The organism is Streptomyces sp. NPDC046831, assembly GCF_040645305.1.
In the GTDB taxonomy this organism is placed as follows: Bacteria; Actinomycetota; Actinomycetes; order Streptomycetales; family Streptomycetaceae; genus Streptomyces.
Window position 1 is genome coordinate 13,301 of record NZ_JBEYXZ010000009.1, and the last position, 15,011, is coordinate 28,311.

Annotated in this window: 13 protein-coding genes; 3 read left to right on the plus strand and 10 right to left on the minus strand. The window is 74.0% G+C overall.

Going from position 1 to position 15,011, the window contains the following annotated elements:
* Positions 1-120: 120 nt before the first annotated feature.
* Positions 121-1,785 carry a protein kinase gene (locus ABZ920_RS10770; RefSeq protein WP_361501492.1) on the plus strand — a complete coding sequence of 555 codons (1,665 nt, stop codon included), beginning with the start codon at positions 121-123 and terminating at the stop codon, positions 1,783-1,785.
* A 132-nt stretch (positions 1,786-1,917) separates the two neighbouring features.
* Here ABZ920_RS10770 and ABZ920_RS10775 read toward each other — a convergent pair whose 3' ends face one another.
* Entirely contained in the window at positions 1,918-2,457 is a 540-nt protein-coding gene (locus tag ABZ920_RS10775; RefSeq protein WP_361501495.1) for a bacterial proteasome activator family protein, read from the minus strand.
* Positions 2,458-2,830: 373 nt separating this feature from the next.
* On the opposite strand from ABZ920_RS10775, the gene ABZ920_RS10780 reads away from it, so the two are divergent.
* Positions 2,831-3,454, plus strand: a complete 624-nt coding sequence (locus tag ABZ920_RS10780; protein WP_361501498.1) for a hypothetical protein — start codon at positions 2,831-2,833, stop codon at positions 3,452-3,454.
* 137 nt (positions 3,455-3,591) lie between these two features.
* On the opposite strand, the gene ABZ920_RS10785 is transcribed toward ABZ920_RS10780, so the two are convergent.
* From ABZ920_RS10785 to pdhA, 7 genes are all read right to left on the minus strand, one after another.
* Positions 3,592-4,572 (minus strand): NAD(P)H-quinone oxidoreductase, encoded by a 981-nt coding sequence (locus ABZ920_RS10785; protein ID WP_361501501.1) that lies wholly within the window; start codon positions 4,570-4,572, stop codon positions 3,592-3,594.
* Positions 4,573-4,730: 158 nt separating this feature from the next.
* Positions 4,731-5,810, minus strand: coding sequence for a potassium channel family protein (locus ABZ920_RS10790; protein ID WP_361501503.1), 1,080 nt, complete (start codon positions 5,808-5,810; stop codon positions 4,731-4,733).
* Positions 5,807-7,267, minus strand: a complete 1,461-nt coding sequence (locus ABZ920_RS10795) for a molybdopterin molybdotransferase MoeA (RefSeq protein ID WP_361501506.1) — start codon at positions 7,265-7,267, stop codon at positions 5,807-5,809. Before ABZ920_RS10795 ends, ABZ920_RS10790 begins: the two co-directional genes overlap by 4 nt.
* Complete coding sequence (locus ABZ920_RS10800; RefSeq protein WP_361501509.1) at positions 7,264-8,538, minus strand: NTP transferase domain-containing protein; 1,275 nt, start codon at positions 8,536-8,538, stop codon at positions 7,264-7,266. Before ABZ920_RS10800 ends, ABZ920_RS10795 begins: the two co-directional genes overlap by 4 nt.
* A 54-nt stretch (positions 8,539-8,592) precedes the next feature.
* Positions 8,593-10,011, minus strand: coding sequence for a dihydrolipoamide acetyltransferase family protein (locus ABZ920_RS10805; RefSeq protein WP_361501512.1), 1,419 nt, complete (start codon positions 10,009-10,011; stop codon positions 8,593-8,595).
* Positions 10,011-11,015 (minus strand): alpha-ketoacid dehydrogenase subunit beta, encoded by a 1,005-nt coding sequence (locus ABZ920_RS10810; protein WP_361501515.1) that lies wholly within the window; start codon positions 11,013-11,015, stop codon positions 10,011-10,013. The genes ABZ920_RS10805 and ABZ920_RS10810 overlap by 1 nt, the downstream gene beginning before the upstream one ends.
* Positions 11,012-12,157 carry a pyruvate dehydrogenase (acetyl-transferring) E1 component subunit alpha gene (gene pdhA, locus ABZ920_RS10815; protein WP_361501518.1) on the minus strand — a complete coding sequence of 382 codons (1,146 nt, stop codon included), beginning with the start codon at positions 12,155-12,157 and terminating at the stop codon, positions 11,012-11,014. Before pdhA ends, ABZ920_RS10810 begins: the two co-directional genes overlap by 4 nt.
* Before the next feature lie 190 nt (positions 12,158-12,347).
* Between pdhA and ABZ920_RS10820 the strand changes: the two genes are divergently transcribed.
* Positions 12,348-12,830 carry an Lrp/AsnC family transcriptional regulator gene (locus ABZ920_RS10820; protein ID WP_361501880.1) on the plus strand — a complete coding sequence of 161 codons (483 nt, stop codon included), beginning with the start codon at positions 12,348-12,350 and terminating at the stop codon, positions 12,828-12,830.
* Between the two features lie 79 nt (positions 12,831-12,909).
* Here the strand turns inward: ABZ920_RS10820 and ABZ920_RS10825 are convergent, their stop codons facing one another.
* Together ABZ920_RS10825 and ABZ920_RS10830 are read right to left on the minus strand one after the other, a co-directional pair.
* On the minus strand, positions 12,910-13,500 hold the full coding sequence (locus ABZ920_RS10825; protein ID WP_361501521.1) for a TetR/AcrR family transcriptional regulator: 591 nt from the start codon (positions 13,498-13,500) through the stop codon (positions 12,910-12,912).
* Positions 13,497-15,011 (minus strand): 3-hydroxyacyl-CoA dehydrogenase, encoded by a 1,515-nt coding sequence (locus ABZ920_RS10830; protein WP_361501524.1) that lies wholly within the window; start codon positions 15,009-15,011, stop codon positions 13,497-13,499. Before ABZ920_RS10830 ends, ABZ920_RS10825 begins: the two co-directional genes overlap by 4 nt.

Genomic DNA, 15,011 nt, shown 5'->3' on the forward strand with positions numbered 1-15,011 from the left:
CGTGTCGGTGCCCTGGGGCAGACTTGGCCGGGAATGACACATGCGATCACTGACTTTCGATCGCCGGACAGTAGATCGCGGGAGCAGCGCAGCCGCTGCCGCCTATGGGGGACGCAGAACATGAGCCAGGACGGCGCGGAGGGCCGGTTCGCGGGGCGGGCACTGGCCGGCGGCCGCTACCAGCTGCGCGACTTGCTCGGCGAGGGCGGCATGGCCTCGGTGCACCTCGCGTACGACGCCGTTCTGGACCGCCAGGTCGCGATCAAGACCCTGCACACCGAGCTGGGCCGGGAGCAGGCCTTCCGGGAGCGGTTCCGCCGCGAGGCGCAGGCCGTCGCCAAGCTCACGCACACCAACATCGTCTCGGTCTTCGACACCGGCGAGGACACGCTGTCCGGCGAGGGCGCGGGCGGCGCGCCGATGCCGTACATCGTCATGGAGTACGTCGAGGGGCGGCCGCTCGGCTCGGTGCTGGAGGAGGACATCCGGCAGCACGGCGCGATGCCCGCCGACAAGGCACTGAAGATCACCGCGGACGTGCTCGCCGCGCTGGAGATCAGCCACGAGAAGGGGCTGGTCCACCGCGACATCAAGCCCGGCAACGTGATGGTCACCAAGCGCGGTGTCGTCAAGGTCATGGACTTCGGCATCGCCCGCGCCATGCAGTCCGGCGTGACCTCGATGACCCAGACCGGCATGGTCGTGGGCACCCCGCAGTACCTCTCCCCGGAGCAGGCCCTCGGCCGGGGCGTGGACGCGCGGTCCGACCTCTACTCGGTCGGCATCATGCTCTTCCAGCTGGTCACCGGACGGCTGCCGTTCGACGCGGACTCCCCGCTGGCGATCGCCTACGCGCACGTGCAGGAGGAGCCGGTCGCGCCCTCCTCCATCAACCGCGCCCTGCCCCCGGCCGTGGACGCGCTGGTCGCCCGCGCGCTGAAGAAGAACCCCAACGAGCGCTTCCCGAGCGCGGAGTCGATGCGCGACGAGTGCCTGCGCGTCGCGGCCTCCGTCCAGGCGGCCCCGCCGAGCATCGTCCCGGGCGCGCAGACGCCGAGCGGCGCGGGCGTGGGCTCCGCGGTGTTCCCGCCGGTCGACCAGTCGGCCCCCGCTCCCCAGGGTCACGTCCAGACGCCGTACCAGCCGGCCCCGCACAACCCCTACGGCACCGGCGCGCCCACCGCGCCGTCCCCGGGCTACGGCTACCCGCAGCAGGGCGGGTACCAGACGCCCCAGCCGTCGCCGTACGCGCAGCAGGCCTCGACCCCGCCGCCGTACACCATGTCGCCGCACGCCACGGCGGCGATCGGCGGACCGGGCGACGGCGGCCGGAGCAGCCGGCCGGTGGTCATCGCCTCCATCGCGGTCGCCGTCATCGCGGTCGCCGGCCTCATCGTCGCCCTCGCCCTGAACGACAACGGCTCACCGGGCGGCAACGAGGGCAGGAACGGCACCGCGAGCGCGAGCGCCCCGGCGACCAGGGCGTCGGGCTACCGCGGGCCGGACCCGTCGAAGACGATCGAGAAGAGCGAGTGCACCGAGCCGCAGGAGTCGTACAACGACCCCGACAAGATCCAGGTGCCGGACTTCAAGTTCAAGTACATCAAGTCGGTCAAGGAGTGCCTGCAGGCCGCGGGCTGGAAGCTGAAGCTCGAGAAGCAGGACGAGAACACCTACGGTGACGGCACGGTCATGAACCAGTTCCCCGCCGCGGGCACCGACGTCGACCCGAAGAGCATGCCGGAGATCCAGCTCAACGTCTCCACCGGCAACCCGCCGTCCTGACCGCGGCTCCCTCCCGGCCGGTGGCGAACGGACCCGGTCCGCTCCAGCCGACGGAAGGGGCCCGGCGGTCCGGCCGCCGGGCCCCTTCCGCGCGCACGCGCTGACGACTACGTCCTCGGCGCCACCACGGGCCTACAGGTACGGTCCGCCCGAGCGCCCGCCGGTGCGGGGGTCGTCGCCCCCTTCGGGGGCGAGCCCCGGGGGAAGGGCGCGGCGCATCTGCTCCAGCTGGGCCCGCGCCGCCATCTGCTGCGCGAAGAGGGTCGTCTGGATGCCGTGGAAGAGGCCCTCCAGCCAGCCCACCAGTTGCGCCTGGGCGATGCGCAGCTCGGCGTCGCTGGGCGTTCCGTCGTCCGTGAAGGGCAGGGAGAGCCGCTCGAGCTCCTCGACGAGTTCCGGCGCGAGGCCGTCCTCGAGCTCCTTCACCGAGCTGGCGTGGATCTCCTTGAGCCGGTTCCGGCTGGCCTCGTCGAGAGGAGCGGCGCGCACCTCCTCGAGAAGCTGCTTGATCATGCTGCCGATCCGCATGACCTTGGCGGGCTGCTCCACCTGCTCCGTCACCGGGGTCTCGCGGGTGTCGTCGTCACCACCGCCGCCGAGCGCCATGCCGTCCTGGCCCACGACCAGGATCTGCGGGTTCTCCGGCGACCTTTCGTTCCTCGGCATCTCCATTCCCCCATTCTCTCGCACCCGCCCACCTCACCACGGAGGGGCCCCGGTGCGGGGCGATTCCCGAAGACGGGCCGGCGTTCGCGCCTGCCGGCCCCCGGCGGACCGCCCTCAGCCGTCGCCGACCTGCCGTCATCCACCTGCCGTCACCCTCCCGCCGTCACCCCCCGCCGTCACCCTGTCGCTGTCACCCGAACGCCGGATCGGCACCGTCCGTGGGGCGACCCGCCGTGACGTGCCCGGACCCTGCGGCCGGCTCGGCCCGTCGGCCCCGTCCGGAATGCCGGTCGGGCCAGTCGGTGTGACTGTTGTTCCACTGATGCGCTGACGCGCGACGCGCTGATGCGCCGACCGGGCACCGTGAGGGGGTCCCGACGTGACTCCAGGGCTGCGCACCTCGCTGGGTACCACCGGAACACTGATCCTGCTGGGCACGGCCACGCTGATCTGCGGCTCCGCCCCGTCGTACGGCGCCGCGCCGGTGTCCTCGGCCGTCGTGCCCTTCGCCCCCGCGTCGCCCTCCGCGTCGTCCCCGGCCTCGCCCTCCCCCCAGCCGTCACGGGCCGGGAGCCGGGCGGGCGAGGGGCGGCAGCGGCCGGGACGGCCGGAGCAGCCGGGGGAGGACCCGGAGAACCAGGACACGGCCGGGCCGGCGGAGGACGGGGGAGCCGGCGAGCGGGGGAACGTGGGGGACGGCGCGGAGGAGGACGCCGGGGACGGCGCGCAGGCGGACGGTGGTGTGGACGCCGGGGACGGCGGGGAAGCCGGGGACGGCGCGCGGCCCCCCGACGCCCCCGGGGCGGGCACCCCCTCGGAGACCTCCGGGGTGACCGGCCAGGTGCCGGCCTCCCCGGACGGCCCCGGCTCCTCCCGGACCGCCGGCCGGGCGGAGGCTCCCGCCGAACCCGTGCTGCGCGTCCTGCCCCTCGGCAGCGGCCTGGTCCTGATCGGCTTCGGCCTGGGACTCGCGTTCGTCGCCCTCAGGGTGCGCCGGAGCTAGGGAGTCCCCGGGCGGACCGGGGTGTGCCGGGCGCGTCGGCCACCAGGCCGCCGGTCCGGGGGCGCGTCGCGGAACCGGGTCGGTCCACAACGCACCCCCGTCGGCCCGTCCTGCCACCGGGACCGGGACTGGACGGGTCAGGGCGCGACCAGCAGCACCTTTCCGATGTGACCGCTCTCCTCCACGACCCGGTGGGCCGTCGCCGCTTCGTTCATGGGGATCTCGCGGTCGACGACCGGCCGCACCTCGCCCGAGGCGAGCAGCGGCCAGACGTGCTCGCGTACGGCCGCGACGATCGCCGCCTTCTCGTCCAGCGGCCGGGCGCGCAGCGAGGTCGCGCTGATCGCGGCCCGCTTGGCGAGCAGGGCCCCGATGTTCAGCTCGCCCTTGGCGCCGCCCTGCATGCCGATGATCGCGAGCCGGCCGTTGACGGCGAGGGCCTGGACGTTGCGGTCGAGGTACTTGGCGCCCATGTTGTCGAGGATGACGTCGGCGCCCGCGCCGTCCGTGGCCTGCTTGATCTCGGCGACGAAGTCCTGCTCGCGGTAGTTGATCAGGATGTCGGCGCCCAGCTCGGCGCAGTAGTCCAGCTTCTCCTTCGTGCCGGCCGTGACCGCGACCCGCGCGCCGAGGGCCTTGGCGAGCTGGATCGCCATCGTGCCGATGCCGCTGGAACCGCCGTGCACGAGCAGCGTCTCGCCCGGACGGAGGTGAGCCACCATGAAGACGTTGGACCACACCGTGCAGGTCACCTCGGGCAGCGCCGAGGCCTGCCGGAGGTCGATGCCCTCGGGCACGGGCAGCAGCTGACCGACCGGGACGACGACCTTCTCGGCGTAGCCGCCGCCCGCCAGCAGTGCGGCCACCGCGTCGCCCACGGCCCAGCCGGAGACGCCGGGGCCGAGCGCGGCGATCCGTCCGGCGCACTCCAGGCCGGGGTACCGGGACGCGCCGGGCGGCGGATCGTAGAAGCCCTGCCGCTGCAGGATGTCGGCACGGTTGACGGCACTGGCCACGACGTCGACCAGCACCTCTCCCTCGCCGGGTACCGGGTCCGGCACCTCGTCCCACACCAACGCCTCTGGCCCACCGGGTTCGGGGATCGTGATCGCATACATGGGTCCGACGCTACTCCCCGCTTTTCCCGGAAGACTTGGAGCACCGTGCACGCCAGCCGACGGCACCCGCCCCCTGCGAGGGAAGGGGACAGGCACACCCCCGCGGGCAGGTGGAGGCGAATACCCCCGCGGGCAGGTGGTCAGTCACCCCCGCCCGCTCAGCCCAGGGGCAGCGCCCGCGCCCCCGGCGTGGCCCGCACGATCGTGATCAGACGGTCCGTCAACTGGAGGGTGCCGACGGACGGATCGTCGTACCCGAGCACCCGGTGCCCCCGTACGACGCTCACCACCAGGTCGTCCATCTCCCGCGGGGTCTTGCCCACCTCGGCCTTCACGACGGGCCGTTCGACGATGTCCAGACCGCTCCCCTGCTGGATCAGGTCCTCCATCACCATGCCCGCGGCCGGGCTCAGCACGGACAGCCCCAGCAGCCGCCCCGCCGCGCTGGCACTCGTGATCACGGCGTCGGCCCCGGACTGCTTCAGCAGCGGCGCGTTCTCCTCCTCCCGCACCGCCGCGACGATCTTCACACCGCGATTGAGCTGCCGCGCGGTCAGTGTCACCAGCACGGCCGTGTCGTCCCGCTGCGTGGCGACGATGATCTGCCGGGCCCGCTGCACCTCCGCCCGCTTCAGCACCTCGCTGCGCGTGGCGTCCCCGATCACTCCGGCGTACCCGTCCGCCGCGGCCGCGTCGATCGCCTTCGCACTGGGGTCGACCACGACGACCTGCTGCTTGTTCAGCCCCGTCGCACAGACGGTCTGTATCGCGGACCGCCCCTTCGTACCAAAGCCGACGACGACGGTGTGGTCGCGCAACGCGGACCTCCAGCGGTTGAGGCGCCACTCCTCACGCGTGCGTTCGGTGAGGACTTCGAGCGTGGTGCCGACGAGAATGATCAGGAACAGCACGCGGAACGGTGTGACGACGAGGATGTTCGTCAGCCGTGCCGAGTCGCTGACGGGTGTGATGTCGCCGTACCCGGTGGTCGAGAGGGTGACGGTCGCGTAGTACGCCGCGTCGAGGAGGTCGACGGAGCCGTCGGAGTTGTCCGTGTACCCCTCGCGATCGGCATAGACGATGAACGCGGTCCCGATCAGGATCAGCAGCGCCAGGGAGAGCCGCTTGGCGACCTGCCGGATCGGCCGCTCCACCACCTTCCTGGGCAACTGCACCTGATGGGTCACAAGGTGTTCGCCCGCCTGGCGGGCGATCGCGTCCTGACCCGGAAGTTTCACGTGAAACACACCCCGATTCCCGCGGCGGCCCAGGGCAGATCGAGGAGTTCGGCCTCCTGACCCGGCCGGACGCCGCCCGGTGGTACGACGGCGAGGGCATCGGCGGCCGCGACGCCACGCAGCATCGCGGGTCCGTTGTAGTGCAATGGAACGGCGTGGTCGCCCCGCAGGACCACCGGCACCAGCCGGGTGTCGTACGGATGCCCGTGCACGGCCTCTCGAAGCGGCAGGGTGTAGGGCTCCGGGGCCGGGCGCCCCGCCAGGCCGCGCAGCAGCGGCTCGGCGAGCGTGAGCAGACCGGAGACGGCCGCGAGCGGGTTCCCGGGCAGTCCGACGAGGTGCTGGTCCTGCCTGGTGCGGGCCAGGAGCATCGGGTGGCCGGGCCGGGCCATGACGCCGTCCACCAGGAGTTCCGCGCCGATCCGGCGCAGCGTGGGATGCACGTGGTCCACCGGCCCGGCCGCGGTGCCGCCGGTGGTGACGATCAGGTCGGCCTGGGATCTGGAGACGGCCTGGTGCAGCGCCCTGGCGTCGTCGCCGATCCGGCGGACGCCGATGACGTCCGCGCCGAGGGCGCGCAGCCAGGGCGGCAGCATCGGGCCGAGCGCGTCGCGGATCAGGCCGTCGTGCGGCAGCCCCTCGGTCAGCAGCTCGTCGCCGAGTACGAGGACCTCCACCCGAGGGCGCGGAAGCACCGTGAGGGTGTCGTAGCCGGCGGCCGCGGCGAGACCGAGCACGGCCGGCGTGACCAGGGTGCCGGCGGGCAGCAACTGGTCGCCCGTGCGGCACTCCTGGCCGCGTGGGCGGATGTCCTGCCCGTGTCCGACCTCCCGGGTTGCGTGCAGCCGGTCCTTGGTGTCCGTGCGGCCGTGCTCGCTGCGCAGCACGGCCGTGGTGTCCTGCGGGATGCGTGCGCCGGTCGCGATCCGTACCGCCTCCCCGTCGGTCAGCGGCTCCGGCTGCCCGTCCCCGGCCAGGACACCCTCGTCCCGCACATCCCAGGGGCCGGGGCCGGAGACCGCCCAGCCGTCCATGGCGGAGGTGTCGAAGGAGGGCAGGTCGGTGAGGGCGGTCAGGGGCGCGGCCAGCACCTGCCCGAGAGCGGCCTCGAGGACCACCGGGACGGGAGCGCGCCCGCCGCCGGGGGCACCGCTCGTCCCGTCGCTGGCCGCAGGAAGGCAGGTGGTGGCTGCGATCTCACGGGCCTGCGGCCACGGGGTGGGCCCGTGGCGGCCGTCGGCCGGGTGCGGGCAGTGGTGTCCCGTTCCGGCCGGCCCCTGGCCCTCGGCGCGGACCGACGCGGGCGCGCCCGCACGCTGGGCACCACTCCCGCCCGCGCCGGCGGCGGGTGGACCGCCGCCCACTGCCAGTCCGTTGCTTTCCTTCACCAGGGCGAGCACCTCCTCGACGTCGAGATCCTCGACATCCTCGCCGGCCTGGACGCCGCGGGGGGTCATCCGGCATCCGGTTCCGCGCCCGGACCCGCGTCGGCGGTGGCCTCGTCCGCCCAGCGCTGCGCGAGCACGGCGGCCTTCCGGGCGGCTTCGGCGACGGCCTCGGGGCCGCCCTTCCCCTGCGCGGCCGCGTACCCCACGAGGAAGGTGGTCAGCGGTGCGGCGGGCCGGGCGACGCCGTGGGCGGCGTCACGGGCGAGGTCGAGCAGGACGTTGGTGTCGACGTCCAGGTCGATGCCCAGCTCGTCCTTGACTGCGGTGATCCATTCATCCAACACGTGCCCATGCTCCCTGATGCGTGCCCTGGCGGTGGCGATGTCGTCCCAGGTGTCGCAGTCGAAGGACGCGACGGGGTCGGGGACGCGGCTGAGATCGAGCACGGCGGTCAGCCGCCGCAGCGGCAGCCCGGTCAGGGCACTGCCCGCGCCGGAGCCGTCGGCGGAGGCGGTACCGCTTCGGCCCCTGCCCGCCGCGAGGCCGTCGGCGGACGCCGTGCCAGCGGGTGCAGTGCCCGGGGCCGAACCCCTGCTCGACTCCGCGCCGGTGGGAGCGCTGCCGACACCCGAACTCCTCGTGGACTCCGCAGCGGTGGGAGCGCCATCCGGAGCCGAGCCCCTGGTGGACTCCGCGTCGCTGAGGGCTCTTGCCTCGGCGGGCTTCTTGATGGACGCCGCATCGGTGGGAGCGCTGCCCGCAGCGGAACCCTCGATGAACGCCGCATCGCGCAGGGCGCCGCTCGCGCGGGGGCCGGAACCGGGCGCCGCGTCCGCGAGTGCTGTGAGTCCACGGCGCAGCGCGGCCGTCCGGTAGGCGGCCACCAGCGGCTGGTCGCGTCCGTCGGCGTCGGTGAGCAGGACACCGTCGCCCGCGCTGGCGCGCAGGGCGTCCAGCAGCCGGCGGACCGTGTCCTTGCCGACGAAGGGCAGGTCGGCGGAGAGCACGACGACGTGTTCGGCCGTGGTGCCGCGCAGCCCGGCCTCCAGCGCGGCGAGCGGCCCGGCGCCCGGGGGTTCCTCGCGCGTCCACCGCACGGGCCGCCCGGTGGCTCGCGGTTCGGCGACCACCACGGTCGTCCGGGCCCCGGCGCAGGCGTCGAGGACCCGGTCGAGCAGCGCCCGGCCGCCCACACGCACTCCGGGTTTGTCGATGCCGCCGAGCCGCCGGGCGCCACCGCCGGCCAGCACCACGGCGTCGTAGGCGGCGCCGGGCTCACCGGCGCCGCCCGGTGGCCCGGGCCTGGGTGGCTCGTACTCGGGGGGCTCGTACGCGGTCACCCCCCGAGTATGCGTCCCGCCGGGATCACAGGGAACGCGGGCGGGCCCCCTCCGTCACACAGTGCGCAGCAGCACCGCCGGCTGTTCCACGCAGTCGGCCACATACCGCAGGAAACCGCCCGCCGTGCCCCCGTCGCACACCCGGTGGTCGAAGGTGAGCGACAGCTGCACGACCTGGCGCACCGCCAGCTCGCCGTCGTGCACCCAGGGCTTGGGGACGACGCGGCCGACGCCGAGCATGGCGGCCTCGGGGTGGTTGATGATCGGCGTGGAGCCGTCGACGCCGAACACGCCGTAGTTGTTCAGCGTGAAGGTGCCGCCGGTGAGCTCCGCGGGCGTCAGGGTGCCCGCCCGGGCCGCCTCGGTCAGCCGGGCGAACTCGCCCGTCAGCGACTCGGCGTCCCGGGCCTGCGCGTCCCGTACGACGGGCACGACGAGCCCGCGCTCGGTCTGCGCCGCGAAGCCGAGGTGCACCTGGTCGAGCCGGACGACCTCCCTGGCCTCCGTGTCGACGGTCGAGTTCAGCTCCGGGAAGCGGGCGAGCGCGGCCGTGCAGATCCGCGCCAGCAGCGCCAGCAGGGAGATCTTCGGTCCGCCGGCCGCGTTCATGGCCGCCCGGGCGCGCATCAGCTCCGTCGCGTCGGCGTCCACCCAGCAGGTCGCGTCCGGGATCTCCCGGCGGCTGCGGGACAGCTTGTCGGCGACGGCACCGCGCACGCCCTTGAGCGGGATGCGGGTCCCGGCGCCGGTGCGTGCCGCGGCCGCGGCGGGGGCGGCCGGTGCGCCGGCCCGTCGGTGACCGTTCGGCGCGGGGCCCGCGACAGCGGGCGCGGACGTGGCGTGGGACGACGACACGGCCGTGGCCGCCGGCGTCCCCGCCGTGCGGCCCCGTGCGGCGTCGGCCCGGAGCACTTCCTCGACGTCCGCCCGCAGAATCAGCCCGTCGGGACCGGAACCTGCCAGCCGGCGCAGGTCGACGCCGTTCTCCCGGGCCAGCCGGCGGACGAGCGGCGAGATGACGGGGACGGGACCGTCACCGTGGGGCGCGGCCTCACGCACCGGGCCGGGCACCGCCGCGACGGCCGGCCCGCCCGCCTGGGAGGACGCGTGCGCCGCACCGGCCGGCGCCGGCCTCGGCCGCACCCTGCGGCGCCGCGCCGGAGCCTCGGAGGTGCCGTATCCGACCAGGACGTTGCCGGAGCCCTGGGGCCCCTCCGCGGCGGCCGGTTCGCCGACCGCGACGGTCAGCAGGGGCGCGCCGACGGGCAGTTCGGTCCCCTCCTCGCCGAAGCGGGCGGTGACCACCCCGCCGTAGGGGCAGGGCACCTCGACCATCGCCTTGGCCGTCTCCACCTCGACAACGGGCTGGTCCACGGCGACGACGTCACCGACCTCGACCAGCCACCGGACGATCTCCGCCTCGGTGAGGCCCTCCCCGAGGTCGGGGAGCTTGAACTCCAGCACCTGTGGCATCAGCTCTCCGCCTCCCACTGCAGACGCGCCACGGCGTCCAGGATCCGGTCCACGCCGGGCAGGTGGTGCCGCTCCAGCATCGGCGGCGGGTAGGGGATGTCGAACCCGGCCACCCGCAGCACCGGCGCCTCCAGGTGGTGGAAGCAGCGCTCCGTGACGCGGGCGGCGATCTCCCCGCCCGGGCCGCCGAACCCGGCCGACTCGTGCACCACGACCGCGCGTCCGGTGCGGCGCACCGACGCGCAGACGGTCTCGTCGTCGAACGGCACCAGTGAGCGCAGGTCGACGACCTCCAGGTCCCAGCCCTCGGCCTGCGCCGCCTCGGCGGCTTCCAGGCAGACGGGCACGGACGGCCCGTAGGTGATGAGCGTGGCGCTCCGGCCGGTCCGCCGCACCACCGCGCGGCCGATCGGGTCGACGCCCGGCGGTTCCTCGGGGTTCCAGGCGTCCTTCGACCAGTACAGGCGCTTGGGCTCCAGGAAGACGACCGGGTCGTCGGAGGCGATGGCGGCGCGCAGCAGCCCGTAGGCGTCGGGCACGGTGGCGGGCGTGACGACGTGCAGGCCGGGAGTCGCCATGTAGTACGCCTCGGAGGCGTCGCTGTGGTGCTCGACGCCGCCGATGCCGCCGCCGTAGGGGATGCGGATCGTGATCGGCAGCGGCATCTTCCCGCGCGTGCGGTTGCGCATCTTCGCCACATGGCTGGCGAGCTGCTCGAAGGCCGGGTACGCGAAGGCGTCGAACTGCATCTCGACGACCGGGCGCAGGCCGTACATCGCCATGCCGACGGCCGTGCCGAGGATGCCCGCCTCGGCCAGCGGCGTGTCCGTGCAGCGGTCCTCGCCGAACTCCCTGGCGAGTCCGTCGGTGACGCGGAAGACGCCGCCGAGCGTGCCGACGTCCTCGCCGAGGACGTGCACGGACGGGTCGGCGGCCATCGCGTCGCGCAGCGCGCGCGTGAGCGCCTGGGCCATGGTGGCCGGCTTGAGCGCGACGGTGGTCATCGGGCGGTGCCCTCCTCCGACTCGTTCTCGGCGTCGAGTTCCGCGCGCAGCTGCGCCTGCTGCTCCCGCAGCTGCGGTGTGGGCTCGGCGTACACGTGGGCGAACAGGTCCGCCGGGTCCAGCGCCGCGTCCTGGTTCATGCGCTCGCGCAGCCGTGCCGCCATCGTCTCGGCCTGCTCGCGCACGCTCTGGATGCCGCTGTCGTCGAGCAGGCCGCGCGCGGTCAGCTCCCCTTCGAGCAGGGCGATCGGGTCGTGCTCGCGCCAGGCCTCGACCTCGGCGTCGCCGCGGTAGCGGGTGGCGTCGTCGGCGTTGGTGTGGGCGTCGATGCGGTAGGTCACCGCCTCCACCAGCGTGGGGCCGCCGCCCGCGCGGGCGTGCCGTACGGCGTCGGCGAGCACCTCGTGCACGGCGGCGGCGTCGTTGCCGTCGACCAGGCGGCCCGGCATGCCGTACCCGACGGCCTTGTGGGCCAGGGAGGGCGCGGCGGTCTGCTTGGCCAGCGGGACGGAGATGGCGAAGCCGTTGTTCTGCACGAGGAAGACCACAGGTGCCTGCCAGACGGCGGCGAAGTTCAGCGCCTCGTGGAAGTCGCCCTCGCTGGTGCCGCCGTCGCCGACCATCGCCAGGGCGACCACGTCGTCGCCCTTGAGGCGGGCGGCGTGGGCGAGGCCCACGGCGTGCGGCAGCTGGGTGGCGAGGGGGGTGGAGAGGGGGGCGACGCGGTGCTCGTAGGGGTCGTAGCCGGTGTGCCAGTCACCGCGCAGCAGGGTGAGGGCCTCGACGGGGTCCGCGCCGCGGGCGACGACGGCGAGGGTGTCGCGGTAGCTGGGGAAGAGCCAGTCGCGCTCCTCCAGGACCAGCGCCGCGGCCACCTCGCAGGCCTCCTGGCCGGTGCTCGAGGGGTAGACGGCGAGACGTCCCTGCTTGGTCAGGGCGGTCGCCTGCACGTTGTACCGGCGGCCGAGGACCAGCTGCGCGTACAGGCGGCGCAGCAGCTCCGGATCGGCCTTCGCGACGGCCTGCGTGCCAAGGACGCGGTAGGGCTCCGCGTCGGGCAGCAGGGGCGCGGGGTCGGTACGGGGCTGCCAGGCGGGCGGCGGCGACGGCCGGTACGCGCCTCGCTGCTCCATGACCGTCATGACGGCACCTCCTCGTGGGAGCGGCTTGGAGAGGCGCGGCGTCTGTGACGCGCCTCACCTACCGATTGTTCGGTCGTCGGCACATTTTGGCTACAGGCGGCCCAAGGCTGTGGACAAACGGTTCTGCACAGCCTGAGATGGACGCAGTGCGTCCACGGCGGAGAGGCGGGGGGACATGGCACCTGAACAAATGGCCGAGCAACCCGACGACAGAGCCCTGCCGCCGCCCCGCCCGCTGGACGCCGTCGACCAGGACATCCTGCGGATGCTCCAGACGGACGGCCGCGCCTCGATACGGTCGGTCGCCGAGCGGGTCCACGTCTCCCGGGCCAACGCCTACGCACGCATCAACCGCCTCGTCGAGGACGGCGTCATCCGCGGCTTCGGGGCCCGTGTCGACCATGAACGCGCCGGCCAGGGCACGTCGGCGTACATCACCCTGAAGATCGTGCAGAACTCCTGGCGCACAGTGCGCGAGCAGCTGCGGCAGCTGCCCGGCGCCTCCCACATCGCCCTGGTGGGCGGCGACTTCGACGTCCTGCTGCTGGTGCACATGCCGGACAACCGCGCACTGCGCGAGGTGGTGCTCACCCGGCTCCAGGCGATTCCCGAAGTGCTCAGCACGCGCACGCTGCTGGTGTTCGAGGAGGAGGACCTGGAGCCGCAGGGCTGAGCGGCCCGGCCCGGGTCGTGTCCCGCCGGCGCGGGCCGGTGGGCTCCGAGCACCAGCCGGCGGCCGGCCCCGGCCCGGCTCAGTCCTGGTGGCGCAGGCCCCCGAAGACCAGCCGGGCGACGGCGTCGGCCACTTCGCGCTCGCCCATGCCGCGCCCGTCGGGCCGGTACCACTCGGCGATGGAATTGATCATGCCGAACACGAGCCGGGTCGCCAGCCGCACCTCCACGTCGCCGCGCACGTCCCCGTCGGCGGCGGCCGCCTTCAGCAGCTGGGCGACCCGGTGGTCGAACTCGCGGCGCCGCTCCAGCGCCCATCGCTCGGTGCCGGTGTTGCCGCGCACCCGCAGCAGCAGCGTGACGTAGGGCAGCTCGGCGATGAGCACCTCGACCATGCGCCGCACGACGTACTCCAGGCGGTCGGCGGCGCGCCCGCCGCGCGCCTGCTCCTCGTCGAGGATCCCGAACAGCCCGTCCAGCGCCCGGCTCACCGCCCGGCGCAGCAGCTCCTCCTTGCCGGCCACGTGGTGGTAGATCGACGACTTGGAGATGCCCGCCGCCTTCGACAGGTGCTCCATGGAGGTGCCGTCGTAGCCGCGCTCGTTGAAGACGCGCACGGCGACGGACAGCAGGCTCTCGGGCGTGTACGTGTCGCGCCTGGCGGTGGTCATGACGTGCCCTCCCGCGGGTCGGTGGCGTACGCGTGGCGGTACAGCGCGAGGGAGGGCGCGTAGCGTCCCGACGGGTCGCGCAGGTGCATCTCGTCCAGGAGTCCGTAGGCCCAGGTGCGGCCGAGCCGGCGGCTCCACTCGAAGGGACCGAGGGGGTAGTTCACGCCCAGGCGCATCGCGGTGTCGACGTCCTCCTCGGTGGCCACGCCCTTGGCCACGGCGTCGAGCGCCAGGTCGACGATCCGGGCGACCGTACGCGCGACGATCATGCCGGGGACGTCGCCGATGACGCTGACGTCCTTGCCGAGCGCCTGGAACAGGCCGGTGGCCTCCGCCAGGGTCTGCGGGGAGGTGTCCTTCGCGGCGGACAGGGCGATGCGCGTGGCCCTGCGGTAGTCGAGGGCGAGGTCGAAGTGGACGACGTCCTGGAACTCGGCGGAGGTCTGCCCGTCGGCGAGCGCGAGCCGGCCGCCGCCCGGCAGCACCAGCCGGGTGCCGTGGTCCTCTTCTTCCTCGCGGACGGGGATGCCCGCCTCGCGGATCAGCGTCAGCAGCTCGGCGGCGGGGCCGAGATCGCCCTCCACGACGACGTGGGAGGGTGGCTGGGCCTTCTCCGCGGTGTGCGGCTCGGGGCGCTCCGCGCCGTCGGAGTGGTCGTACCAGCCGCGGCCGGACTTGCGGCCGAGCCGGCCCGACTCCACCAGGCGCCGCTGGGCGAGCGAGGGCGTGAAGCGCACGTCCTGGAAGAAGGACTGCCACACGGAGTGCGTCACGGACTCGTTGACGTCCTGCCCGATCAGGTCGGTCAGCTCGAACGCCCCCATCCGGAAGCCGCCGGACTCGCGCAGGATTGCGTCGACGGTGGCGGGGTCGGCGGCCTGCGCCTCGTACACGGCGAAGGCCTCGGCGTAGAACGGCCGGGCGATCCGGTTGACGATGAAGCCGGGCGTGTCCGCGCAGGCGACCGGGGTCTTCCCCCAGGCCCGGGCCGTCTCGTACGCGCGCGTGGCCGACGTGACGTCGGTGGCGAACCCGGAGACGACCTCCACCAGCGGCATCAGCGGGGCCGGGTTGAAGAAGTGCAGTCCGACGAAACGGCCGGGCACGGCGAGGGCACCGCCGATCGCCGTCACCGACAGGGACGAGGTGTTGGTGGCGAGCAGGCAGTCGTCGGCGACGACGCCCTCCAGCTCGCGCAGCAGTTCCTGCTTGACGTCCAGCCGCTCCGGGGCGGCCTCCACGGCCAGCGCGCAGTCCGCCAGCTCCGAGAGGGCCCGTGCGGGCAGGAGCCGGGCGCGCGCCGCGTCCCGCTCCGCGCCGGTGAGCCGGCCCTTCTCGACGAGCCGGTCGAGGCGGGCTCCGATCGCCACGGCCGCCTCCCGGGCACGCCCGGGCACGGCGTCGTACAGCCGCACCGGATGCCCGGCGACCAGCGCGACCTGGGCGATGCCCTGGCCCATGATGCCGGTGCCGACGACGGCCACGGGGCTGCTGAGGTCGAGTGCTGTCAT

What these genes read in the sequence shown, in the direction of transcription:
- ABZ920_RS10770 (WP_361501492.1), top strand. Translation starts at nt 121, where the DNA reads ATGAGCCAGGACGGCGCGGAGGGCCGGTTCGCGGGGCGGGCACTGGCC.
- ABZ920_RS10775 (WP_361501495.1), bottom strand. Translation starts at nt 2,457, where the DNA reads ATGGAGATGCCGAGGAACGAAAGGTCGCCGGAGAACCCGCAGATCCTG.
- ABZ920_RS10785 (WP_361501501.1), bottom strand. Translation starts at nt 4,572, where the DNA reads ATGTATGCGATCACGATCCCCGAACCCGGTGGGCCAGAGGCGTTGGTG.
- ABZ920_RS10795 (WP_361501506.1), bottom strand. Translation starts at nt 7,267, where the DNA reads ATGACCCCCCGCGGCGTCCAGGCCGGCGAGGATGTCGAGGATCTCGAC.
- ABZ920_RS10805 (WP_361501512.1), bottom strand. Translation starts at nt 10,011, where the DNA reads ATGCCACAGGTGCTGGAGTTCAAGCTCCCCGACCTCGGGGAGGGCCTC.
- ABZ920_RS10810 (WP_361501515.1), bottom strand. Translation starts at nt 11,015, where the DNA reads ATGACCACCGTCGCGCTCAAGCCGGCCACCATGGCCCAGGCGCTCACG.
- pdhA (WP_361501518.1), bottom strand. Translation starts at nt 12,157, where the DNA reads ATGACGGTCATGGAGCAGCGAGGCGCGTACCGGCCGTCGCCGCCGCCC.
- ABZ920_RS10820 (WP_361501880.1), top strand. Translation starts at nt 12,348, where the DNA reads ATGGCCGAGCAACCCGACGACAGAGCCCTGCCGCCGCCCCGCCCGCTG.
- ABZ920_RS10825 (WP_361501521.1), bottom strand. Translation starts at nt 13,500, where the DNA reads ATGACCACCGCCAGGCGCGACACGTACACGCCCGAGAGCCTGCTGTCC.
- ABZ920_RS10830 (WP_361501524.1), bottom strand. Translation starts at nt 15,011, where the DNA reads ATGACAGCACTCGACCTCAGCAGCCCCGTGGCCGTCGTCGGCACCGGC.